The organism is Rhizobacter sp. P2_G4 (genome assembly GCF_056403575.1).
Genome location: NZ_JBFUFG010000003.1, coordinates 542,931 through 566,785, shown reverse-complemented (window position 1 = coordinate 566,785; position 23,855 = coordinate 542,931). Strand labels below are relative to the sequence as shown.

Genomic DNA, 23,855 nt, shown 5'->3' with positions numbered 1-23,855 from the left:
GCCGAGCGCCGGGCCGCTCCCAAGCCGGCCCCCGCAGGCCGCGAGACGCGGCCTGCACTCCGGCCGTCCATGCCCGCGCAGGCGGGCATGGAGCCGCGGCCGTCGTTCCCCTCGGGGGATCGTCCGCGGTACGCCGCGGACGAGGGGTTGTCATGACCCGAGAGACGCCGATCACGGCCGTGTGGCCGGGGCAACCCTATCCGCGAGGCGCCACCTGGGACGGTGAAGGCGTGAACTTCGCGCTCTTCTCGCAGCACGCCGAGAGGGTCGAACTCGCTCTCTTCGACGACCGCGGCCGGCGCGAGCGCCAGCGCATCACGATGCGCGAGCGCACCGACCACGTGTGGCACTGCTACCTGCCCGAAGCCCGGCCGGGCATGGCCTACGGCTACTACGTGTACGGACCCTACAAGCCGGAAGAAGGGCACCGCTTCAACGGCCACAAGCTGCTGCTCGACCCCTACGCCAAAGACTTCGTCGGCAAGCTGCGCTGGAACGACGCGCTCTACGGCTACACCGTCGGCCACAAGAAAGGCGACCTCTCGTTCGACCGCCGCGAGAGCGCCGGCTACCTGCCCAAGTGCCGCGTGCTCGAACCCGCCTTCACCTGGGGCGACGACCGCCCTCCCCAGATTCCGTGGCAGGACATGGTGATCTACGAACTGCAGGTGCGCGGTTTCACGATGCGCCACCCTGAGATCCCCGAATCGCTGCGCGGCAGCTACGCCGCGCTCGGCTCGGCACCGGCCATCAGCCACCTCAAGCGCCTGGGCGTCACCACCGTCGAGCTGATGCCGGTGCACTCGTTCATCAACGACCGCTACCTGGCCGAGAAAGGCCTGCAGAACTTCTGGGGCTACAACACGCTGGGCTTCTTCGCACCCGAGATGCGCTATTCGGCCTCGGGCAAGGTGAAGGAGTTCAAGACCATGGTCAAGGCCTTGCACTCGGCCGGCATCGAGGTGCTGCTCGACGTGGTCTACAACCACACCTGCGAAGGCAACCAGATGGGGCCGACGCTGTCGTTCCGCGGCCTCGACAACGCGTCGTACTACATCCTCGCTGAAGACCGGCGCTTCTACGCCGACTTCACCGGCTGCGGCAACACATTGAACCTCGAGCACCCTCGCGTACTCCAGCTGGTGATGGACTCGCTGCGCTACTGGGTCGAAGAGATGCACGTCGACGGTTTTCGCTTCGACCTGGCCTCGGCGCTCGCGCGCGAAGGCGGCCAGGTGCAGCACCTCGGCGGCTTCTTCGACGTGATCCGCCAGGACCCGGTGCTCAACCGCGTGAAGCTGATCGCCGAACCCTGGGACCTGGGCGACGGCGGCTACCAGGTCGGCAACTTCCCGCCCGGCTGGGCCGAGTGGAACGACCGCTACCGCGACGGACTGCGCTCCTACTGGAAGGGCGATGGCGGTGTGATCGGCGAATTCGCGCGGCGGCTCAGCGGCTCGTCCGACCTGTACGCCGGCTCCGGCAAGCGGCCGATCGCCAGCATCAACTTCGTCACCGCGCACGACGGCTTCACGCTGCACGACCTGGTCTCCTACAACGACAAGCACAACGAAGCCAACGGCGAAGACAACCGCGACGGCAACAGCCACAACCGCTCCTGGAACTGCGGCGTCGAAGGGCCCACCGACGACCCCGACGTCAACGACCTGCGCGAGCGGCAGAAGCGCAACCTGCTGGCCTCGCTGATGCTCTCGCAGGGTGTGCCGATGATGGTCGCTGGCGACGAGATCGGCCGCACGCAGCACGGCAACAACAACGCCTACTGCCAGGACAACGAGATCAGCTGGGTCGACTGGGCGATGACGCCCGAGAAGACTCAGCTGCTCGGCTTCGTGCGCAAGCTCATCGCCTTGCGGCGCAGCCACCCGACCTTCCGCCGCCGCGACTTCTTTGCCGGCGCGGCCACGCAAGGCAACGGTCTGAAGGACCTGGTGTGGCTCAAGCCCGATGGCGGCGAGATGACCCAGACCGAATGGGAACAAGACTTCGCGCGTTGCCTTGGCATGTACCTCTCGGGTGCGGCACTGCACGCCGTCAGCCGGCACGGGCGGCCGATCTTCGACGACGACTTCCTCGTGCTCTTCAACGCCCACCACGAAGACGTGGAATTCCGCATGCCCGAACTCGGCGGCGAGGCCTGGCAGACGCTCATCGACACGACGCATCCGTCGGGGTCGGTCGAGCCCCAGGTCCTGGAGCCGGGAGACATCTACCCCTTGCACTGCCGCTCGCTGGCAGTGTTCATTCGAAAGGCGGCCGAGCCATGACGAACCAGCATGAGCTGCCGTTCGGCGCGCAGTTGCGCCCTGAAGGCGGCACCCTTTTCCGTTTCTGGGCGCCCAGCGCGGCCCAGGTCCATCTCGACATCGAAGGCGCCGCACGGCAGCCCATGCGCGCGCTCGAAGGCGGCTGGCACGAGCTGCTGGCCCCCGATGCGCATGCAGGCACGCGCTACCGCTACGTGCTGCCGGATGGCCTGGCCGTGCCCGACCCGGCGTCGCGCTTCAACCCCGACGACGTGCACGGCCCGAGCCAGGTCGTCGACCCGCGCAGCTACCGCTGGCGAGACGGCAACTGGCGCGGCCGGCCCTGGCACGAGGCGGTGGTCTACGAGCTGCACGTGGGCATCTTCACGCCCGAAGGCAGCTTCAGCGCGGCGCGGCGGCGGCTGCACGACCTGGCGCGGCTGGGCATCACCGCGATCGAGCTGATGCCGGTGGCCGACTTTCCCGGCCACCGCAGCTGGGGTTACGACGGCGTGCTGCCCTTCGCGCCTGATGCGTCGTACGGCACGCCCGACGACCTGAAGGCCTTCGTCGACGAAGCGCATGCGCTCGGGCTGATGGTGCTGCTCGACGTGGTCTACAACCACTTCGGCCCCGAAGGCAACTACCTGCACGCCTACTGCCCGCAGTTCTTCAACCCGGCCCATCCGACGCCCTGGGGCGCCGCCATCAATTTCGACGGCGAGCACAGCGGCCCGGTGCGCGATTTCTTCCGCCACAACGCTCTCTACTGGGTCGAGGAATACCACTTCGACGGCCTGCGGCTCGACGCCGTGCACGCCATCCACGACGACTCGGCGAACCACATCACCTGCGAGATCGCCGAGGCGCTGCGCGAAGGGCCCGGCCGCACGCGCGAAGTGCACCTCGTGCTCGAGAACGAGCGCAACGAAGCGCACCGGCTGACCCGCAACGACCGCGGCACCCCGCTCTGCGCCACCGCGCAGTGGAACGACGACCTGCACCACGCGGCCCACGTGGCGCTGACCGGCGAGACCGACGCGTACTACAGCGACTTTGCCGGCAACCCCATCGAGCTCTTCGCACGCGCGCTGGCCGAGGGCTTCGCCTACCAGGGCCAGCCTTCCGCCTACCGCGGCGGCGCGCCGCACGGCGAGCGCAGCGCACAGCTGCCGACCACCGCCTTCGTGTCATTCGTGCAGAACCACGACCAGATCGGCAACCGCGCCATGGGCGAGCGCCTGTCGGCCCTGTGCAAGGCCCCGCGGCTCGACGCGGTGTACGCGTGCCTGCTGCTGTCGCCCCACGTGCCCATGCTGTTCTGCGGCGAGGAGTTCGCGGCCTCCACGCCCTTCCTCTTCTTCTGCGACTTCGGGCCTGAGTTGGCGCAGGCTGTGTCGAACGGCCGGCGCGCCGAGTTCGCGCGCTTCGCCGCCTTCCGCGATGAAAACTCGCGCGAGCGCATTCCCGACCCCAACGCGACCACGACCTTCCAGGCTTCCAAGCTGCGCTGGGAAGAGTGCGACGTGGCGCCGCACAGCGAGCGCCTCGCACTGATCGCCCAGCTGCTGGCGCTGCGCAAGCAGCACCTGCAGCCACGCCTGGCCGGCCTGCAACGCGGCGGCAGCCACCGCTGCGATGGCGGGCTGATCCGCGTCGAGTGGTTCCTCGGCGATGGGTCGCCGTGGCACCTGGTTGCCAACCTTGGCGACACCGCCGTCACGCACGGCCCCGCACCGGCCGGCGAGACCATCTTCACGCACAACGTCGACGCGGCAGAGACCGGCCTGCTGCTCAAGCCCGGAGGCGTGCAAGTGACCCGGGTGAATGGACATGGCTGACGAGAACGACGCCCTCACGCGGCTGTGCGCCCGCGTCGGGGTGCTGCAGAGCTTCCACGACATCTGGGGCCACGAGCACAAGATCCAGCGCGACAGCATCGTCGCCCTGCTCGCCGAACTGGGTGTCGACGCGAGCAGCGATGAGGCAGCACGCGAGTCCGAGCGCCGCCTCGAACAGGCCGCGGCCGACGAGGTGTTGCCGCCGGTGTTGGCCATTCGCGCCGGTGACGCCGGCTGGTCGATCCGGCTCAAGCCGCTCGAAGCCCGGGTCCGCTGGACGCTGGTCGAAGAGAACGGCACGCGCCACCACGGCTATGCCACTGACCTGGCACGCAGCGACTTCCGCCTGAAGATGCCGGTGGCGCTGCCGGCCGGCTACCACCGCTTCGGCATCGACGGCCACCCGGTGCAGACGCTCGTGATCGCGGCACCGGCGCACTGCTACCGGGCCGCGGCGCTCGAAGGCGAAGGCCGCATCTGGGGCCCGGCGATCCAGCTCTATGCGCTGCGCTCCGAGCGCAACTGGGGCGTCGGCGATTTCGGCGACCTGCGCGTCGCCATCGACCAATGGGCCGCACGCGGCGCGAGCCTCGTGGGGCTCAATCCGCTGCACGCACTCTTCTCGCACAACCCGCGGCACATCAGCCCGTACAGCCCCTCGTCGCGGCTGATGCTCAACACCGTGTACCTCGACGTGGAAGCCATCGACGACTTCCGCGAGTGCCAGGCCGCGCAGCGCCGAGTCGCGTCGGCCGAGTTCCAGCAGCGGCTGGCAAAGCTGCGCGCCACCGACGAGGTCGACTACGTCGGCGTGGCCGAGGTGAAGAACGAGGTGCTGCACCTGCTGCACGCGAACTTCATCGAGCGCCACCTGGAGCACCGCACGCCGCGGGCGCGCGCCTTCCTCGCCTTCCAGGCCGAGCGTGGCGAAGCCTTGCGGCACCACGCCGTCTTCGAGGCGCTGCAGGCGCACTTCCATGCCGCCGACCCCAGCGTCTGGGGCTGGCCGGTGTGGCCACAGGCGTATCTGCTGCCCGATGCACCGGCAGTGAAGCAGTTCGTGGCCGAGCACCGCGCCGAAGTGCAGTTCTTCGCCTACCTGCAATGGCAGGCGGACCTGCAGTTGTCGGCCGCGCGCGACCGCTGCCAGGCGCTGCGCATGGGCGCCGGCCTGTACCTCGACCTGGCGGTGTCGGTCGACCGCGCCGGCTCTGATGCCTGGGGCCACGCCGACACCTACGCCGCCGCGGCAAGCGTGGGGGCGCCGCCCGACGAGGTCAACCCCAACGGCCAGGGCTGGGGCCTGCCGCCGCTGCGCCCCGACCGCTCGCGAGCCAGCGGCCATGCGCTCTTCATCGAGACGCTGCGCGCCAGCATGCGCCACGCAAGCGCCCTGCGCATCGACCACGTGATGGGCCTGATGCGCCTGTTCTGGATACCGCCCAATCAGTCGCCACGCGAAGGCGGCTACGTGCTCTACCCGCTCGAAGAGCTGATGGCCATCGTCGCGCTGGAGAGCGAGCGCCACCGCTGCATCGTGATCGGCGAAGACCTCGGCACCGTGGCCGACGAGATGCGCCAGGCCATGGTGCGCTACGAGATGCTGTCGTACCGGCTGCTGTACTTCGAGCGCACGCAAGAAGGCGCATTCAAAGGCGGCGCCGACTACCCGCGCCGCGCGCTGATGGCCGTCAGCACGCACGACCTGCCCACGCTCGCCGGCTGGTGGACGGGGCACGACCTGGCGGTGCGGCAGAAGCTCGGGCTGTTCCCTAAGGATGCCGTGTACGAACAGCAGTTCGCGACCCGCGCGCAAGACCGCATCCGCCTGCTGCAGGCGCTGCAAGGCGCCGGCCTGCTGCCCGAAGGCACCCGCGTCGATCTCGACAGCACACCGCGCCTCACGCCCGAGCTGTGCGAGGCGATCCACGCCTACGCGGCCGGCACCGCGTCGCAGGTGATGCTGGTGCAGATGGAAGACGCGCTGCGCATCGAAGACCAGGCCAACCTGCCCGGCACGGTCGACGAGCACCCCAACTGGCGCCGCAAGCTGCCGCTGAGCCTGGAGGCGCAGCCCGGCGACGCAACGCTCGAATCGCTGTGCCGGCGCGTGGCCGAGCTGCGCCCGCGCCCGGCACCTGCCATTGGTGCTGCACCGCGCAGCGAAGCGGTGATCCCGCGCGCCACCTACCGGCTGCAGTTCCACCGCAACTTCGGCTTCGACGACGCGGTGCGCATCCTGCCCTACCTGCAGCGCCTGGGCGTGAGCCACGTCTACTGCTCACCGGTGCTGCGTGCACGCGCCGGCAGCACCCACGGCTACGACGTGGTGGCGCACGACGAGATCAACCCCGAGCTCGGCGGGCCCGAAGGGTTCGAGCGCTTCTGCGAGGCGCTGCGTGCTCATGGCATGGGCCAGCTGCTCGACATGGTGCCCAACCACATGGGGGTGCTAGGCGCCGACAACGCCTGGTGGATGGACGTGCTGGAAAACGGCCCGGCCTCGGCCTATTCGCGCCACTTCGACATCGACTGGCACCCCGTCAACCGCGAGCTCGAAGGCAAGGTGCTGGTGCCCGTGCTGGGCGACCACTACGGCGCCCTGCTCGACCGCGGCGAGCTGCGGCTGAGCTTCGAACCCGAGGGCTGCAACCTGGTGCTGCGCTACCACGAGCACCGCTTTCCGATCGACCCGTGCAGCTACGAAGGCCTGCTGGTGCAGGCGGCCGAACAGGCGACAGACGATGCGGTGCGCATCCAGCTGCAAAGCCTGGCTGCGGCCTTCGCTCACCTGCCGGGCACCGAACGCCGCGAGGCCGAGGCACTGGCCGAGCGAAGGCGCGACAAGGAGCTGCTGAAGGCGCGGCTGTGCGCGCTGGTGGCCGAACAGCCGGCCGCCGGCCTCGCGCTCGAATCGACCGTCGAGATACTCAACTCGCCGGCACAGCGTGATGCCTTGCATGCGCTGCACGAGCGGCAGCCCTATCGCCTCGCGTTCTGGCGCGTCGCAGCGGACGAGATCAACTACCGCCGCTTCTTCGACATCAACGAACTGGCCGCGCTGCGCATGGAAGACCCGGCGGTGTTCGAAGCCACGCAACACTTCTCGCTCGAACTGGCCGCGGCCGGCAAGGTCGACGGCCTGCGCATCGACCACTCCGATGGCCTGCAGGACCCCGCCCAGTATTTCGCGCGGCTGCAGCAAGGCTATGCACGCCGGGCCGGGCTGCACGTGCAGGGCCGGCCGACCAACGCGCTCTACGTGGTGGCCGAGAAGATCGCCGCGCCGCACGAAGACGTGCCGGAAGACTGGGCCATCCACGGCACCACCGGCTACCGCTTCGCGATGGTCGCCAACGGCGTGCTGGTCGACTACGAAGCGGCAGAGGCCTTCACCGGCATCTGGCAGCGCTTCAGCGGCGAGCGTGACGATTTCAGCGAGCTGGCTTACCAGGGCAAGCTCGCCGTCATCCGCGGCGCCTTGGCCTCGGAACTCACGGTGCTGGCCACCGTGCTGCTGCGCATCGCACGCGCCGACCGCAGCACACGCGACTACACCTTCAACAGCCTGCGCATCGCACTCGCCGGCGTGGCCGCGTGCATGCCGGTCTACCGCACCTACGTGGTCGACAAGCCCTCGGTGCAGGACGAGCGCTACATCGACTGGGCCATCGCCCACGCACGCAAGCGCAGCACCCTGCCCGACCTGTCGATCTTCGACTTCGTGAAAGCCTGCCTGCGCAACCAGGCGCCTGCGGGCTCCGACGCCGAGCGGGTCGACTCGGTGCGCCAGTTCGCGCTGCGCTTCCAGCAGTTCTGCGCGCCGGTGGCCGCAAAAGGCGTGGAAGACACTGCCTTCTACCGCTACCACCGGCTCGTGTCGCTGAACGAGGTGGGCGGCGACCCGTCGGTTTTCGGCATCACCCCGCGCGCGTTCCATGGCGCGAGCGCCGACCGCGCGGCGCGCTGGCCGCACACCATCGTCGCAACCTCCACGCACGACAACAAACGCTCGGAAGACGTGCGCACGCGCATCGACGTGCTGTCCGAAATGCCGCAAGCCTGGGAAGCCGCGCTCGAACGGTGGCACGCGCTGGCCGCCAACCTGCGCAGCCCCGGCGAAACCGCTGCCATGCCCTCGGCAGCCGACGAATACCTGCTATACCAGACGCTGCTCGGCAGCCTGCCGGCCAGCGGGCTCGACGACGAGACGCTGCCTGCGTACCGCGAACGCATCGCCGCCTACATGCTCAAGGCCGCGCGCGAGAGCAAGCAGCACACGAGCTGGACGCGCCCCGACGAAACCTACGAGAACGCCTTGAGCGCCTTCGTCAACGGCGCGCTGGCACGTGTGCGCCCGAACCCGCTGCTGACCGACCTCCAGGCCATGGGCAAGACACTGGCCTGGTTCGGTGCGCTCAACAGCCTCTCGATGGTGCTGCTCAAGTACACCGCGCCCGGCGTGCCCGATCTCTACCAGGGCAACGAGCTGATGGACCTGAGCCTGGTCGACCCCGACAACCGCCGCCCGGTCGACTACGAGCTGCGCATCCGCCTGCTGGACGAGCTGTCCGACCTGGCTGGGCAAGCCGGCCTGCCGACGCTGCTGGAGGCACTCGCGAGCGACCTGCACGATGGCCGCATCAAGCTCTGGCTCACCTGGCGGCTGCTCGGCCTGCGTGCGCGCGAGCCGGCCTTCTTCCAGACCGCTAGCTACACGCCGCTCGTGGTGAACGGTGCGAAGTGCGAGCACGTGCTGGCCTATGCGCGCAGCGCCGGCGAGGCCACGCTGGTCGTGGTGGCCGGTCGCCTGTTCATGCGCCTGCTCGACGGCGCCGAGGTGTTGCCGCTGAACGAGCTGGTGTGGCAAGACACCACCCTCGAACTGGACCGCCTGCCCGAAGGCTGCGAACTGGAAAACGTCATCACCGGCGAGACCCTGCGCATCGAACAGGGCCGGCTGCCGCTGGCGCGCGCGTTCGCCCACCTGCCCGTGGCGGCCTTCTGGGCGCGCTCTCCTTCCCGGCAGTAGGGAATCGCCGCGCTGGCGCCGGCTTGCGTTCGTAAACTGCAACGCCACTCCACCCTCCCATCCGCTGCGCCCACCTCCCGTGAACCTGCCGCACGAGATACCCATCCACGTCGACACCCGCCCCGACGCCGAGGCCATTGCGCAATGCGCCGAGCAGTCGCTGCGCCTGTTGGAAGAGAACCTCACGCCGCAGGGTGTGCTGGCCGCGCGCCGCACGGCCGCTGCCGAGGCCCGCAGCTACACCCGCATCTTCGGGCGCGATGCCGCCATCTGCGTGATGGCCATGGGCGGCAGCGGCGTCGAGGCACTGGAGCAAGGCGCCATCGCGAGCCTCGATTCGCTGGCCAAGCTGCAGGCGCCGAACGGGCAGATTCCGAAGTACGTGGACCCGGCCGGCCAGGACGCCGACTTCTGGTACCTCGGCTGCATCGATGCGACGCTCTGGTGGTTGATTGCGGTGGAGCACCTGCGACGCCACGGCCTCGGCCCCGAGGTGCAGGCGCGCTGGGAAGGGCCCGCCGCGCGCGCCGTCGACTGGCTGCTGGCGCAGGAGCACCAGCGCTTCTTCCTACTGCAGCAGAACGAGGCCAGTGACTGGGCCGACATCATGCCGCGCTCGGGTTTCGTGCTCTACACCAACGCGCTGTGGTACCGCGTGAAGCGCCTCTTCGACCTGCCCCATCTTGAAGAGACGCATCACCACTTCAACCACCTGTTCCACCCCTACCAGCACGACCTGCCCGAATACCGGCGCGGCCGCCTGCTGCGCCACTACGCTCGCCGCGGCATGCAGAACGGCGTGCTGTACCTGAGCTTCGTGAACCTCTCGTTCGCCGGCGACGAGGGCGACGTGTTCGGCAACGTGCTCGCCATCCTGAACGGGCTGGCCGGCGACTCGCGCGCCGAAGAAATCCTGCAGACGCTGATGGCCACGCGCGTCAGCGACCCCTACCCGATCCGCGTGGTGACCACGCCGATGGAGCGCGAGCACGACCTCTGGCGCAGCTACATGGACCGGCACCAGCAGAACCAGCCACACCAGTACCACAACGGCGGCATCTGGCCGTTCATCGGCGGCTACTGGGTGATGGCGCTGGCGTGCTCCGGCAAACGCGATATGGCGCGCACCGAGCTGGCCAAGCTCGCCCGCGTGAATTCGCTCGACGACTGGCGTTTCACCGAGTGGTTCCACGGCCGCACGCTCAAGCCGATGGGCATGGCGGGGCAAACATGGAACGCAGCGGCGTTTCTGCTGGCGCAGCGGGCGGTGGAGAGTGGTGAGCTGAGGCTCTGAGCGGGGGCGCTGTCTTGGTTCGGCCCGCGCTCAATCTCCGTTCGGCCTGAGCTCACTCTCCGTTCGGGCTGAGCTTGTCGAAGCCGGCGCCAGTGCACTGCGCACCCTTCGACAAGCTCAGGGCGAACGGAGGGTACTCAGCGGGCTGAGCTTCACTGATGGTGAGGCCCAACAAGCGGCACGCCGTTTGCCCACTGGCGGCATGAGCTTCCTTATTCCGCTTTTCGCCACCACGAATCGAGACCGATCATGAGCCGCGCCGCCAGCGTGCTCGCCTTTGTCATGGCCGGGGGCGAAGGCACCCGCCTCTACTCCCTCACCGCCGACCGCTGCAAACCGGCCGTGCCGTTCAACGGCAAGCACCGCGTGGTCGACTTCGTGCTGAGCAACCTCATCAACTCCGAGATTTACTCGGTTTACCTTTTGGTGCAGTACAAGTCGCAGGCGCTGATCGAGCACGTGCGCCAGTCGTGGACGCTGGCGCGCTTCATCCCCGACCATTTCGTCACCGTGGTGCCGCCGCAGATGCGCAACGGCCCCGAGTGGTTCCAGGGCACGGCCGACGCCGTGTACCAGAACATCCACCTGCTGGACACACACCTGCCCGATCTGGTGGCGGTATTCGGTGCCGACCACATTTACCGAATGGACGTGCGGCAGATGATCCGCGCTCACCTCGACCAGCAGGCCGACGTGACAGTGGCCACCCTGCCCGTGCCGCTTTCGCAGACGCGCTCGTTTGGCATCGTCGAGACCGACGACAACCTGCGCATCACCAACTTCGTCGAGAAACCCGAGAGCACGCGCCCGATGCCGGGCCGGCCAGGTTACGCGCTGGCCTCGATGGGCAACTACATCTTCTCGTCCGACGTGCTGGCCGCCGAGCTGGACCGCGCCAACGAGCTGGGCGAGAGCGACTTCGGCACACACATCCTGCCGCGCATGGTGAAGAGCCACAAACTGCTTGCCTACGACTTCACCACCAACGTGATCCCGGGCGTGGCCGACTTCGAAGAGCCGGCCTACTGGCGCGACGTGGGCACCATCGACGCCTACTTCGCCGCCCACCTCGACACCTTGGGCGCCAGGCCGCGCTTTCGCATGACCAACCCGCGCTGGCCCATCTACGCGAGCCCCGACCCATCGGAGTCGGCCCAGATCGAGAGCGGCGTCATCAAGCGCTCGGTGGTCGGCTCGGGCTGCGTGGTCAACAACGCACTGCTCGACCACGCCATGCTGCGGCGTGCGGTGAACGTGCACGAAGACGTGGTGATCGATCACTGCATCGTGATGGACCGCACCGTCATCGGCCGCGGCGCCAAGCTGCGCCGGACCATCGTCGACCAGGACAACATCATCCCGCCCGGCGAAATGATCGGGTACGATCTGGAGCGCGACCGCCAGCGTTTTCACGTGAGCGAACAAGGCGTCGTCGTCGTACCGCGCCGCTACTTCCGACCCAACAGCGCGTCGTGAACAAGCTTGCCGAGACGGGCGCCGCTGCCGCGGCGATGCGTGCTGCACCACGCGCGCCGTTGCGCATTCTTTTCGTCACGCCCGAATGCGCGCCGTGGGTCAAGACCGGCGGGCTCGGCGACGTGGGTGCCGCACTGCCCGCCGCGCTGGCGCAACTCGGCCACGAGGTCCGCGTGCTGATGCCTGCCTACGGCCCACTGCGCAGCATGATGCCCGGCCCGTCGGCCACCATCGCGCTGCCTGCTTTCGGCGTCTGGCCTGCCGCACGGCTCGCTCGCGTGGCGCAGCCCGGCTTCGAGCTGTGGCTGCTCGATTGCCCCTCGCTCTATGACCGGCCGGGCGGCCCGTACGTCGACGAGAACGGCCGCGACCATGCCGACAACGCGCTGCGCTTCGGCTTCCTGAGCCACGTGGCCGCGAGCCTCTGCACCGCCGACACCACCTGGTCGGACTGGAGCGTCGACGTGCTGCACGCGAACGACTGGCCGACGGGCCTTGCACCCGCCTACCTGTCCGTCATGACGCCGCGGGTGGTCGGGCCACGCACGGCCAGCGTGCTCACGATCCACAACCTCGCGTTTCAGGGTCTGTTCCCGGTGGAACTCGCGCAGACGCTCGCGCTGCCCGCTGACTGGTTGCAGATCGAACACCCCGGCCTGCTGCACTGGGGCCAGATCTCCACGCTGAAGGCCGGGCTGCGCCATGCCGATGCCATCACCACCGTGAGCCCCACCTATGCGCGCGAGATCCAGTCTGAGGCGCTGGGCTTCGGCATGGACGGCATGCTGCGGCTGCGCGCAGACCAGCTGCACGGCATCCTCAACGGCGTCGACCGCGAGCAGTGGGACCCACAGACCGACAAGCTCATCGCCCAGCGCTACGGTGCCGGTGACCTCGCGCCCAAGGCCGCCAACAAGAACGCGCTGCAGGCTCGCATGGGCCTGCGCCTCGACAGCGGCCAGCCGCTGTTCGGCATGGTCAGCCGCCTGACGGAGCAAAAAGGCGTGGACCTGGTGCTCGCGTGCCTCGACCGGCTCGTGGCCTCGGGCTGCCAACTCGTCGTGCTGGGCGCCGGCGACCGCGTCTTCGAGCAGGCGCTGACCGCTGCGGCGGCCGCACACCCCAAGCAGGTCGCCGTGAAGATCGGCTTCGACGAAGTGCTCGCGCATCAGATCGAAGCCGGTGCTGATTGCTTCCTGATGCCCTCGCGATTCGAGCCCTGCGGCCTGAACCAGATGTACAGCCTCGCCTATGGCACACCGCCGCTGGTGCACGCGACCGGCGGGCTGGCCGACTCCGTGCGCGACGTGACGCGCGACTCCGAAGGCACCGGCTTCGTGATGCCCGAGCCGACCGTAGCCGCGCTGCAGGCCGCGCTCGACAGCGCACAGGCGCTGTACCGCAAGCGCGCGGCATGGCAGGCACTGCAGCGCCGCGCTATGGCACAGCGCTTCGAGTGGTCAGCCAGCGCCGAGGCTTACGTGCAGCTCTACCGAGACTGCCTGGCGACCGCGGCCGTCGACGGCCCCCCGGGCAGATCCCCCTGATGGGTGAACGCGTGTAAGAAGCTGTACGAAGGTGGCTGGAGGACATAGGGGCCGGCAAAATTACCGCCTGCCTCGACCTCCAGCGACACAACAACATGAACGATCGCTTGAGCGACGCCGTCACGAGTGTGCAATCTCAACTCGGCGGCCTGATCGCCAGTGAAGCTGCCTCGCATGAAATCTATCCGTCTATCACCAGCTCTGCTGGCATTTCTGGCCTTGATCTCGGCGGCCTGTGTCGCCACGCCGAAAGCCATCAAGATCGGAACGACGAATGTCTCGTTGGACCTTCCGGAAGGTTTAGTGGTCAGACAGTCGTCTGAAAACACACTTGCAAAGCGGCTGAACGCCACTGCGTGCGTCATGTTCTTCCGTTCCAACCGGCGCGACAGCGTGGGCAGCATGTGCGAGTTCCCGAATAACCCAGCACTGGAATCGGTTGGGGTTGTCCTCGCGGCGACATTGCCGCAGGCCGAGCTGGCGGGAATGCCTCCCGAAACGGAATGGGTTGCACTCTCTGCCAACAGCACGTTTCCGATGGCGCGTCCGGCCCTAGGCAATGGTGCAGAGGGGGAGCGAGACTGCGACACCTCTGGAGGTCCGATCGCGAGAGCAAGCGGCACCTGCTTCGTTTCTGTGCGACTCTTGCCGGACGGAAGAGCGATATTTGCCGAATTCCTGCTGAGAGATGATGTGAAGAGACAAACGATCGCATCGGCAGAAGAGATCAAGAGAATCTTTGCGCGTACGGACGTCAAGCAGTGACAGCATTTCGCGTCGCGTCGGCGGCATCGTCAACTGCGGACGAGCAAATGCGGTGCATCTGCGTCGGCACCAAGGATGTCTTTTCTACGCCGAGGTGCACACCGAGTTCCAACGCGGCTGTCAATGCCCCCAGCGCATCACCTTGTCCGGCGTGATGGGCGTGCTGCGCACGCGCGTTCCGGTGGCGTGGTAGATCGCGTTGCACACGGCCGCCGCCACGCCGACGATGCCGATCTCTCCAACGCCCTTGGCGCCGAGCCGGCTCACGATGCGGTCGTCTTCTTCGACGAAGAGCACGTCGATCGCATGGATGTCGGCATTCACGGCGATGTGATATTCCGACAGGTTGTGGTTCATGAAGCGGCCGAGCGCATGGTCGATCTTGGTGTCTTCGTGCAGCGCCTGGCTGATGCCCCAGACCACCGCGCCGGTGATCTGGCTGCGCGCGGTCTTGGCGCTGATGATGCGGCCGGCCGCCACGGCGCTGACGACGCGCGTGACACGCACGGTGCCAAAGTCTTCGTCGACCTTCACCTCGGCGAACACCGCCGAGTGGGTGGCGCGCACGTACTTGCGCTGCTTGAGCACGTTGGGCAGCAGCAGGTGCTTCTCTTCGATGCGATCCAGGCCCGCGGCGCGTATCAGCTCGCCCAGGCCCACGGCATGCGTCTCGCCGCTGGCCGCGCGGTAGCGCAGCTCGCCGTCGACAAACGACACGCGGCTGAGCGTGGCCTTCTCGAACGGTGAACCGATCACGCCCTTCGCGATCTTGAGCAGCCGCCGCTTCAGCTTCTCGCACACCACGTCGACCGCGGAGCCGACCGAGGCCACCGTGCACGAGCCGCCTTCGAGCGGCGCGGTCGGCAGCGTCGAGTCGCCGAGTTCGAAGGTCACCGCTTCAAGCGGCAGGCCGAGCGAGGTGGCGGCGATGAGCGTCATCGCGGTGTAGGTGCCGGTGCCGATGTCCGAGGTGGCGGTGCTGACGGTCAGCGAGCCRTCGGCACGCARCACCGCGCGCACCTTGGCATAGGCCTGCATCGCGTCCCAGATGCCGGTGGCCATGCCCCAGCCGACCCACTCGCGGCCTTCGCGCATCGAGCGCGGCGCCAGCGGCCGCTTCTCCCAGCCGAAGAGCGCCGCGCCCTGCGCATAGCAGGCGCGCAGCTCCTTGCTGGAGAAAGGCTTGTCGCTGTTGAGGTCGCGCTCGGCGTAGTTCTTCAGGCGCAATGCGAGCGGGTCCATCTTCAACGCGTACGACAGTTCGTCCATCGCCACCTCGATGGCGTGAACGCCGTGCGCCGCGCCGGGTGCGCGCATGTCGAGCGGCGTGTACTGGTCCAGGTCGACCAGCTTGTAGCCGTGGCGCACGTTCTCGCAGGCGTAGAGCTGGCTCGACCAGTTCACCGTCACCTCGACGTAGTCTTCGATGCGAGAGGTCTCCGCAACGGCCTCGTGCACCAGCGCGCGCAGTGTGCCATCGGTGTCTGCACCGAGCCGCACGCGCTGCCAGGTCTCGGGCCGGTGGCCGATGCTGAACATCTGCTGCCGCGTCAGCGCCACCTTCAGCGAGCGCTTCACCAGCTGCGCACCCATCACGCCCATCAGCGTCTGGTACTGCGGGCGCAGGCCCGAGCCGAAGGCGCCGCCGATGAAGGCGTTGCGCACCGTCACCTCGTTCGACGACAAGCCGAGCGCATGGCGGATCACGAAGGCGCTGTTCTCCGAGCTCTGCGTCTTGTCGTACACCGTGAGGTGGCCGTCGTCGCCACGGATCGTCACGGTGGCGTGCATCTCGAGCGGGTTGTGGTGCTCCACGCCGGCGTGGTACTGCGCATCGATCTGCACCGGGGCGGCAGCAAACGCCGCGTCGGCATCGCCACGCGCCTTGGGCGGCGGCGAGAAGCCGGCCTTGATGCCCTTGGGCGTGTGGGCCCGCTTGAAGTTCGCCATCAGGTCGGTGTCGTGATCTTCGACCGCGTAGTGCACACGCACCAGCGACGACGCATAGCGCGCCTGCTCGAAGGTCTCTGCGATCACCAGCGCCACCGGCTGACCGCTGCAGTAGACGCGGTCGTCATGCAGCGGGCGGAACGGCTTGCCGCCGGGTGCGTCCATGTCCTTGTGGAAGATGCGCATCGAGCGCATGCGCGGCCGGTTCTCGTGCGTCATGACCGCCAGCACGCCCGGCACCCGCATGGCCGCGCTGCTGTCGATGGCGGTGATGCGGCCACGCGCGATGGTGCTGCACACCGCCACGCCGTAGCAGATGTCGGGTGCCGTGTGCTCGGCCACGTAGCGCGCCTGCCCCATCACCTTGGCGCGCCCGTCGACGCGCGAGATCGGCGAACCGATCGCTACCGTGCTTTGCGGCTGCGAGGTGACGTACACGCCGTCGACCCGGCCCGATCCGGGCACCGGCGCAGAGGGCGAGACGGGGGTGGCGGGCTGTTCATTCAGCCGCGCAAAGACAGATTCCTGCCATGAAGCGCTCATGTCACACCCCCTCCACACCGCATGCACGCTCGAGCGCACGCACGATGGCCCGGTGCGCCATCGGAATCTTGAAATCGTTGTGCCCGTACCCCTGCGCGTCGGCCAGCACCATCGCCGCCATGGCCTCGAAGGCCGCAGGCACCGGCCGCCTGCCGATGAGGCTGCGCTCGGCTTCGCGGTCGCGCCAGGGCTTGTGCGCCACGCCACCGAGCGCGACGCGGGCCTCGCGGATCTCTCCGCTGGCCTCGTCGATCTCCAGCGCTGCCGCCACCGAGACCAGCGCGAACGCGTACGACTGACGGTCGCGCAGCTTGAGGTAGGCGGAGTGACGGGCGAAGCCCTCGGGCGGCAAGGCGATGCCGGTGATGAGCTCGTCTGCGGCCAGTGTGGTGTCGATGTCAGGCCGGTCGCCGGGCAGGCGATGGAAGTCTGCGAAGTCAATGCGCCGGTCGCCCTGCGGCCCGCTGACGAGCACCACCGCCTCGAGCGCCGCGAGCGCGACACACATGTCCGACGGGTGCGTCGCGATGCACTGCGGGCTCGCGCCCAGCACCGCGTGAATCCGGTTCAGCCCGCCGCGCGCCGGGCAGCCGCTGCCGGGCTGCCGCTTGTTGCAGGGCACGCCCGCGTCGTAGAAGTAGTAGCAGCGCGTTCGCTGCAGCAGGTTGCCGCCGTTGGTGGCCATGTTGCGCAGCTGGGGCGAGGCACCGGCCAGGATGGCGGCCGACAGCAGCGGGTAGCGCTCCTGCACCAGCGGGTGGTAGGCGGTGTCTGCATTGCGCGCCAGTGCGCCGAGCAGCAGGCCGCCCTCGGCGGTGGGTTGGATGCGGTCGAGCGGCAGGCCGTTGATGTCCACCAGCAGGCGCGGGTGCATCACGTTTTCCTTGACCAGGTCGAGCAGGTTGGTGCCACCGGCGATGAACTTCATCGGCGGGTCGGTGCCCAGCGGCTCCGGCCCCAGTGCGTCGACCATCACGGGCACCTGGCGGATCGCCCGCAAGGCGTCGTGGACGCTGCCGCTTCGGGCGTATTCGAAGCGGTTCACGTGGGTGCCGTGCCGGGCACGTTGCGTTGCGTGGCCTCTTCAGCGGCAGGCCGGAAGCCGGGGCCGAACAACACGCTGCCCACCGCCTGCACGATCTGCGGGTAGGCGCCGCAGCGGCACAGGTTGCCGCTCATCAGCTCGCGCACGTCGGCGGTGGTGCGCGCCTTGCCTTCGTTGACGAGCCCGACCGCCGAACAGATCTGCCCCGGCGTGCAGTAGCCGCACTGGAAGGCATCGCACTCGATGAAGGCCTGCTGCATCGGGTGCAGCTCGTCGCCTGCGGCCAGGCCCTCGATGGTGGTGATGCTGGCGCCGTCGCGCATCACGGCGAGCGTGAGGCAGGAGTTGATGCGCCGACCGTCGACCAGCACCGTGCAGGCGCCGCACTGGCCGTGGTCGCAGCCCTTCTTCGTGCCGGTGAGGTCGAGCTGCTCACGCAACAGGTCGAGCAAAGTGACCCACGGCTCGACCCGCAGCGCATGCTCGCGGCCGTTGATCGTCAGTTGGATCAGGTGCTTCGCGGGCGGCGCTTCGGGCTGCGCCTGCAGTGCGGCGTCGTCACGAACGGTGTCGAACAGAACGGCCATGGGAACCTCGGCAGGAAGCTGTGCAGCCCAAGAGCAATGCACGTTCCGTGCGAACGGCTCTCGCATCAGCCTCCGTTCAGAACCTCCTCAGCCTGTTCAAGCCGCCCGAGGCACGAAGGCACTGCACCAGCCGGGGCCGGCGACCTGCTTGCCCGCAAAGATGGCGCAAGGCGCCATCGGCGCCGCGGGTGGGGCCTGGTAGAGCTGACACGCCGCACAGCGCTGACCCGGCACGTACTTCGGAAACTTGGCCTTGTCGACGCGCGCTGCGTCGGCCACGTAGCCGAGCGCCTGGGCCTGCGGCTCCGCTTCGTTCAGCACCGGTGCCGGCGTTTGCGCCAGCGAGGAACCGCAGGCGAGCGCCAGGCCCGATGAGGTGGAAAGCCGAAGAAAGCGGCGTCGCGTCGTCATGACATTTCTCCTGGCGATGGCGTGGAGTCAGCGAGGTGCGGAGGCAACCGGGCCCGGTTGCGGGGCTCAGGGCTTTCGCACGCACTTGGCCGCAAGCAGGATTCCGTAGATCCCCGCCAGGCCGACCAGCGCGTACACCACGCGTGCGGCAGGTGTCATGGTTCCAAAAATTGCAGCAACTAGGTCCAAATTGAGTACGCCGACGAGGCCCCAGTTGATGCTGCCCACGATCATCAGAACGAGCGCGATCCAGTCGAGCGCGTTGAGGTGCATGGCGGGCACGCGGTAGTCATGGGTCGAGGCAGTCGAGGGGTGAGACAGAGCCATGGGAAAACTCCTTTGAGGCGGACGAGAAGCAAGGGGTCAAGGCAGCCGGCGTGCCGCACTTTTCTCGTCAGGGCGTTTGGCTGGCGAGTGCCCGCAGCGCCGCTCGCAGGTATGCGGGTTGCCTCCACGAAACAGATCACCCCGCACAACCGGCACAGGGGCTGTACCGGCAGCGATGCGGTGGTTCCTCAATCAAGGAGATGCGAATGAACGCCACGAAGAAAATTCGCCGTAGCGAACGTCGCTCCGGCACCCGCATGCGCTTCGCCCTGGGCGGCGCGGCAGCGTGCATCGCATTGCTGAGCGCGCTGCCGGCACAGGCCCAGAGCGCGGGCTTCATGGGGCGCAACTCGATGATTCCGTACACCTCGTCGGGCTACATCGGCGCCAACGGCGGCCTGTCCGACTACCGGGGCGGTTGCGCCGCGGGCTTCGGTTGCGACGACAGCGACCGGGCCTTCAAGATCTATACCGGCGGCATGTTCAACCAGTGGATAGGCGCCGAACTCGGCTACCACCACTTTGGCACGGTCGACCGCAACGGCGGCAGCACACGCGCCCATGGCATCAACCTGAGCCTGGTGGGCAACTTCCCGATCGGCGAGCAGTTCATGGTCTACGGCAAGCTGGGCACGACCTACGGCCGCACCCGCAACACCTCGCCCGTTGGCGCGTTCAGCGGCACGGGCACCGGCTGGAACGGTTCATGGGGCTTCGGTGCCGGCTTCAACCTCACGCCGCAATGGGCCATCGTGCTCGACTGGGACCAGCACCGCTTCGAGTTCCCCACCGGCAAGGACTACGTCAGCGCCACCACCGTCGGTGTGCGCCTCAAGTTCTGAGCGTGCGCTCCGACCATGAAATTGCCTGGATGGAAGCCGACCTTGCTCGTGGGCGCGGGGCTGCCGCTGGCCGCGTCGCTGGTGCTGCAGACGGTCAAGGTCGTGCGGGCTCTGCGGCTCGGCCGTGACATCGTCTCGGCCGCTTCGCCCTTCGAGCAGCGGCCCGCCGAGCCGTCGTTGCGGGTGTTGATCATGGGCGACAGCACCGGCCTGGGCGTGGGCGCCCAGGCCGGGCAGTCGCTCGCCGCCTTGCTGGCCGCCGACCGCCCCGATGCCGAGGTGCTGAACGTCAGCCGCAGTGGCGCCCGCCTGGGCGACATCACCCACCAGCTGCGGCAGCTGCCGCGTTCCAGGGACAAGGAGAAGGAGCGCTGGGACCTCGTGCTGCTGCACGCCGGCGGCAACGACATCTTCCGCGGCACTTCGCCCGCGCGCATGCGGCGCGACGCCGAGGTGCTGCTGTCGAAGCTGGTTTCGCTGGCACGCCACGTCGTCTGGCTCGGACCTCCCAACATCGGCTTGCTGCCGGCGTTCGTGCCGCCGTTCTCGTGGCTGCTCTCGCGGCGCAGCGTGCTGGCCTGCGCGCTGTTCAAGCAGTGCGCCGACCGCTTCGGCGTGCGTTTCGTCGACTTCTGCGAGCCGCGCGACAAGGCCTTCTTCTCGGCCGACCCGGAGCGCTACATCGCGTCGGACCAGGTGCACCCGACCGAAGAAACCTATCGCCACTGCTACGGGCTGCTGAAGCAGAGCCTGCCCGACCTCGATTTGCTGCGGGCAGCGGTGGATGCCGCGTCCGGTGGCACGCTGGATATCGATCTCGTCGAAACACGGCAGGCAGGGGCCCGCCCAAGCGGGCTCACCTCCGACTCCGTCCCCGATCGAAACACGTTGTCAGAGGCTGGCCCGCCGTTTGCTCCAGCCGGCTAGCAAAGCTGGCTGGTGGGGGTGGCAAATGAGCGTGGAACGTGTCGACTTTTCCGAGGTGTTCACCTTGGCGGCCCGGCAAGTGGTACCTGCGGTGCTGGGCAAGTCACAGTCGTTTTCTTTCGACTACCGCGGCCCGCGCGTCACCTTCCCGATCAATGTTTCGCGGCTGCGGCGCACGCTGCACCGCGTGCTGTGCGGCGCCATCGACTGCCTGCAGAGCGGTTTCGTGATGTTCATCGCCGAAGCCGAGGTGCTGGGCACCGACTGCCGGCTCGTCGTCACCGCCGCCGGCAGCGGACAACCGGCGAGCGACGACGCGATCGATGCCGTTCTCTACCGGCTCGAGATGAAGTCAGCGCCGCCTCCCTTGCTCGCGCGCAATGCCCGCACCGCGTCGGGCCGCTGCCCGATCACCGGGGCCGAGCTCGAGTTCTCGTACCTCCCTGGCGAAGGCCTGCTGTTCCGTGCCACCTTCCGGCCCATCGACATCGAGGTGCTCGAAGACGACAGCGAAGCCCCCGGGCCGTGGGGCCCGTCTCGCGCGTGGTTGGTCAGCTCCGAAGACGCCGCTGCCGACTCGCTCACGCGCCGCCTGCAGCGCCTGGGCTGGGCCGTCACGCGCTTCGACTCGTGCACCCATGTGCAGGTGCACCTCGGCCAGGCCAGCAGCCGCTCGCGCAAGCCCGAGCTGCTGGTGTTGTTCGAGTTCGACGGGGCCACGCCAGATGCCGCCACGCGTCTGCGCGACATGCTGCCAGGCACGACCAAGATCGCCTACTCCGTGCCCCCCGGCTCCGAGCTGCTGCGCAACCCCGAGTCGCTGTTGGGGTGCGATGTGCACATCCACCCGTTCAGCCCGGCGGAGCTGCTGGCCTACACGCACGCCAGCAGCAGCTTCCGCGCACCCCGCTCGGGCGACACCACGCTGTCGCCGCTGCTGTTCACCGACCGCCCGCTGGTTCTGGTGGTCGACGACAACGAGCTCAACCGTGTGGTGGCCTGCGGCCTGCTCGAGGCCCTGGGCTACGAGGCGACCACGGCCCAGCACGGGCAGGACGCCATCGACCAGTGCCGCCGCGTCTCCCCGCATGCAGTGCTGATGGACATCGACATGCCGGTGCTCGACGGACTGGACGCCACGCGTGAGCTGCGGCGCCTGCAACGCGCGGGCGAGATCCCTCCCTGCGCCATCGTTGCGGCCACCGCCGCCAACTCGCGCGCTCAGGCCGACCTCTGCTTCGCCTCGGGCATGGACGGCTACCTCGCCAAGCCGCTGCGGCTACCCCAACTGCGCGCCGAGCTGCGCCGGGTCACGCTGCTTTGATCCTCCTGCTTTAGAAGCAATTGCGGCAACTCGCGGGAAACGCGGGGGAGCACGCGGTCGCCGCACTGTGTGCAAGCCCTGAGCACTCGGGAATGGCGGTTGCCTGCGACATGGGCAAGCCGACCGACGCGTGGCTTCGCCCGCGTCGACACCTCTCAACTGCCAGGAGAACACCATGAAATCCAAGTCATCCACGCTGCTGGCCTTCGGGGCCGCCCTCTCGCTCTTCGTCTGCACGCAGGCCTTTGCGCGCAGCGACGCCAGCTTCATGAAGCAGGCGGCCGAGAACGGCAACGCCGAGGTCGAGGCCAGCAAGCTGGCGCAAACCAAGGCCAAGCGCCCTGAGGTGAAGGCCTTCGCCGACCAGATGGTCACCGACCACACCAAGGTTGGCGATGAACTGAAGCAGCTTGCAGCGAGCAAGAAGGTCGATCTGCCCACCGAGCCGTCGGTGATGCAGAAGGGCAAGCTGAAGATGATCAACACCGGCAGCGACGACAAGTTCGACGACCGCTACGCCAGGGAATTCGGCGTCAAGGCCCACGAAGACACGATCAAGCTCTTCCAGACTGCGGCCAAGGAAGCGAAAGACGCCGACGTGAAGGCTTTCGCGCAGAAGACCCTGCCCTCGCTGCAGGGCCACCTCGAGATGGCACGCAAGCTCGCCGGCAAGAGCGGCAGCGGCAATGCGGCCGCGGGCAAATCGTCCAACCACAGCAGCATGCAGGGCGAAAGCGGAGGCAAAGCCGGCACGCCGGCGAAGCCCTGAGCGACTTCGCTGCTGCTCCCGACGCTCGGTGCGCAAGCACGCCAAGGAGATCGCCATGACAGACAACAACGCAGAAAGCCGCCCCTTGGCGGTCGTCACCGGAGCGTCGTCCGGCATCGGATACGAACTGGCCCGGTGCTGTGCTCAGAATGGCTTCGACCTGCTGATCGCCTCCGACGAGCCACAGATTGAAGAGGCCGCCAACCAGCTGCGGTTGCTCGGCGCCCAGGTCGAGGCGCTGCAGGTCGACCTGGGCACGGCGCAAGGCGTCGACCAGGTGGTTCGCGCCGCCTCGGGCCGCGACGTGAGCGCGCTGCTGGCCAACGCCGGGCACGGGCTCGGCGACTCCTTCATGGAACAGGATTTCGTCAAGGTGCGGCATGTGATCGACACCAACATCACCGGCACCGTCGACCTGATCCACCGCATCGGCTTGCGCATGCAAGCGCGCCGCGAGGGCCGCATCCTGATCACCGGCTCGATCGCCGGCTTCATGCCAGGGGCGTACCAGGCCGTCTACAACGCCACCAAGGCCTTCATCGACTCGTTCTCGTTCGCGCTGCGCAACGAGCTGAAGGACAGCGGCGTCACGGTCACCTGCCTGATGCCGGGCCCGACCGACACCAACTTCTTCGCCCGCGCCGGCATGCTGGACACCAAGCTCGGCACACAAGAAAAGGACAACCCGGCGAGCGTGGCTCAGGCCGGCTTCGACGCCATGATGAACGGCGAAGGTGATGTGATCGCTGGCCTCAAGAACAAGCTGCAGGCGGCCATTGCCAACGTGACGCCATCGGCCGTGCTGGCCGAGCAGCATCGGCACATGGCTCAGCCAGGCACGGCGAAAAACTGACCTGATTAATGCCGTACCTCAGCCAAAATCCGTTCGCCCTGAGGTATCGAAGGGC

The 23,855-nt window shown here is 68.0% G+C and carries 16 protein-coding genes and 1 pseudogene; 12 read left to right on the top strand and 5 right to left on the bottom strand.

The window, feature by feature from the left end; all coding sequences use genetic code 11:
* Positions 1-152 precede the first annotated feature (152 nt).
* The 7 genes and pseudogenes from glgX (at position 153) to AC1DYS_RS15400 (ending at position 14,222) form a co-directional block, all read left to right on the top strand.
* Positions 153-2,288 carry a glycogen debranching protein GlgX gene (gene glgX / locus AC1DYS_RS15430; protein ID WP_477900583.1) on the top strand — a complete coding sequence of 712 codons (2,136 nt, stop codon included), beginning with the start codon at positions 153-155 and terminating at the stop codon, positions 2,286-2,288.
* The gene (gene treZ, locus AC1DYS_RS15425; protein WP_477900581.1) at positions 2,285-4,108 is read left to right on the top strand and encodes a malto-oligosyltrehalose trehalohydrolase; all 1,824 of its coding nucleotides are present in this window, start codon (positions 2,285-2,287) and stop codon (positions 4,106-4,108) included. The genes glgX and treZ overlap by 4 nt, the downstream gene beginning before the upstream one ends.
* The gene (locus tag AC1DYS_RS15420; protein WP_477900579.1) at positions 4,101-9,140 is read left to right on the top strand and encodes a malto-oligosyltrehalose synthase; all 5,040 of its coding nucleotides are present in this window, start codon (positions 4,101-4,103) and stop codon (positions 9,138-9,140) included. The genes treZ and AC1DYS_RS15420 overlap by 8 nt, the downstream gene beginning before the upstream one ends.
* A gap of 79 nt (positions 9,141-9,219) precedes the next feature.
* Complete coding sequence (locus AC1DYS_RS15415) at positions 9,220-10,434, top strand: amylo-alpha-1,6-glucosidase (protein WP_477900577.1); 1,215 nt, start codon at positions 9,220-9,222, stop codon at positions 10,432-10,434.
* Between the two features lie 249 nt (positions 10,435-10,683).
* Positions 10,684-11,901: pseudogene (locus AC1DYS_RS15410) on the top strand (glucose-1-phosphate adenylyltransferase); the annotation flags it as partial.
* 5 nt (positions 11,902-11,906) lie between these two features.
* Positions 11,907-13,457: a glycogen synthase GlgA gene (gene glgA, locus AC1DYS_RS15405; protein WP_477900575.1), complete on the top strand. Its 1,551-nt coding sequence runs from the start codon at positions 11,907-11,909 to the stop codon at positions 13,455-13,457.
* 174 nt (positions 13,458-13,631) lie between these two features.
* Positions 13,632-14,222: a hypothetical protein gene (locus AC1DYS_RS15400; protein WP_477900573.1), complete on the top strand. Its 591-nt coding sequence runs from the start codon at positions 13,632-13,634 to the stop codon at positions 14,220-14,222.
* A gap of 120 nt (positions 14,223-14,342) precedes the next feature.
* Here AC1DYS_RS15400 and AC1DYS_RS15395 read toward each other — a convergent pair whose 3' ends face one another.
* From AC1DYS_RS15395 to AC1DYS_RS15375, 5 genes are all read right to left on the bottom strand, one after another.
* Positions 14,343-16,715 (bottom strand): xanthine dehydrogenase family protein molybdopterin-binding subunit, encoded by a 2,373-nt coding sequence (locus AC1DYS_RS15395; RefSeq protein ID WP_477900571.1) that lies wholly within the window; start codon positions 16,713-16,715, stop codon positions 14,343-14,345.
* Position 16,716: 1 nt separating this feature from the next.
* Positions 16,717-17,760 (bottom strand): FAD binding domain-containing protein, encoded by a 1,044-nt coding sequence (locus AC1DYS_RS15390; RefSeq protein WP_477900569.1) that lies wholly within the window; start codon positions 17,758-17,760, stop codon positions 16,717-16,719.
* Positions 17,757-18,347: a (2Fe-2S)-binding protein gene (locus AC1DYS_RS15385; RefSeq protein WP_477900567.1), complete on the bottom strand. Its 591-nt coding sequence runs from the start codon at positions 18,345-18,347 to the stop codon at positions 17,757-17,759. Before AC1DYS_RS15385 ends, AC1DYS_RS15390 begins: the two co-directional genes overlap by 4 nt.
* A gap of 96 nt (positions 18,348-18,443) precedes the next feature.
* Positions 18,444-18,758, bottom strand: a complete 315-nt coding sequence (locus tag AC1DYS_RS15380) for a high-potential iron-sulfur protein (RefSeq protein ID WP_477900565.1) — start codon at positions 18,756-18,758, stop codon at positions 18,444-18,446.
* A 66-nt stretch (positions 18,759-18,824) separates the two neighbouring features.
* Complete coding sequence (locus AC1DYS_RS15375; protein WP_477900563.1) at positions 18,825-19,085, bottom strand: DUF378 domain-containing protein; 261 nt, start codon at positions 19,083-19,085, stop codon at positions 18,825-18,827.
* A 206-nt stretch (positions 19,086-19,291) separates the two neighbouring features.
* On the opposite strand from AC1DYS_RS15375, the gene AC1DYS_RS15370 reads away from it, so the two are divergent.
* The 5 genes from AC1DYS_RS15370 to AC1DYS_RS15350 all read left to right on the top strand — a co-directional run bounded on the left by AC1DYS_RS15370 (position 19,292) and on the right by AC1DYS_RS15350 (position 23,800).
* Complete coding sequence (locus AC1DYS_RS15370; protein WP_477900561.1) at positions 19,292-19,927, top strand: porin family protein; 636 nt, start codon at positions 19,292-19,294, stop codon at positions 19,925-19,927.
* Positions 19,928-19,942: 15 nt separating this feature from the next.
* Positions 19,943-20,854, top strand: coding sequence for an SGNH/GDSL hydrolase family protein (locus tag AC1DYS_RS15365; protein WP_477900559.1), 912 nt, complete (start codon positions 19,943-19,945; stop codon positions 20,852-20,854).
* 25 nt (positions 20,855-20,879) lie between these two features.
* Positions 20,880-22,178, top strand: coding sequence for a response regulator (locus AC1DYS_RS15360; protein WP_477900557.1), 1,299 nt, complete (start codon positions 20,880-20,882; stop codon positions 22,176-22,178).
* A 175-nt stretch (positions 22,179-22,353) separates the two neighbouring features.
* Positions 22,354-22,947, top strand: coding sequence for a DUF4142 domain-containing protein (locus AC1DYS_RS15355; protein WP_477900555.1), 594 nt, complete (start codon positions 22,354-22,356; stop codon positions 22,945-22,947).
* Positions 22,948-23,002: 55 nt separating this feature from the next.
* Positions 23,003-23,800: an SDR family NAD(P)-dependent oxidoreductase gene (locus AC1DYS_RS15350; RefSeq protein WP_477900553.1), complete on the top strand. Its 798-nt coding sequence runs from the start codon at positions 23,003-23,005 to the stop codon at positions 23,798-23,800.
* Positions 23,801-23,855: the final 55 nt, after the last annotated feature.